At 63.8% G+C, this 232-nt stretch carries 1 protein-coding gene; it reads right to left on the bottom strand.

Annotated elements, in window-relative coordinates; translation table 11 throughout:
• Positions 1-232, bottom strand: a 232-nt coding sequence (locus SB765_RS34130) for a c-type cytochrome (RefSeq protein ID WP_410933091.1), incomplete at both ends; no start/stop codon positions are given.

The raw sequence follows: 232 nt of genomic DNA, 5'->3' as shown, positions 1-232 counted from the left end.
CGTCACTTGCCCAAGGTCATCGCCGGAGGTGGTGCGCATATCACTCTTGCGCAGGTTTGCCACGTCGCTGGCCTTCACGGGGGCCCCCTTGTTACCCCAGCTGCCGCGAACGAAACTGACCACATCCGCCACTTCCTGGTCCGACAGACGCCAGGCGAACGCCGGCATGGTGAAGGTCGACGGTGCGGTGTGGGTCGCCGGCAAGGTGCCGCCATTCAACACGATGTTGATC

The organism is Pseudomonas sp. SIMBA_067, from assembly GCF_046534675.1.
In the GTDB taxonomy this organism is placed as follows: domain Bacteria; phylum Pseudomonadota; class Gammaproteobacteria; order Pseudomonadales; family Pseudomonadaceae; genus Aquipseudomonas; species Aquipseudomonas putida.
This window is presented reverse-complemented; position numbering and strand designations above follow the sequence as displayed.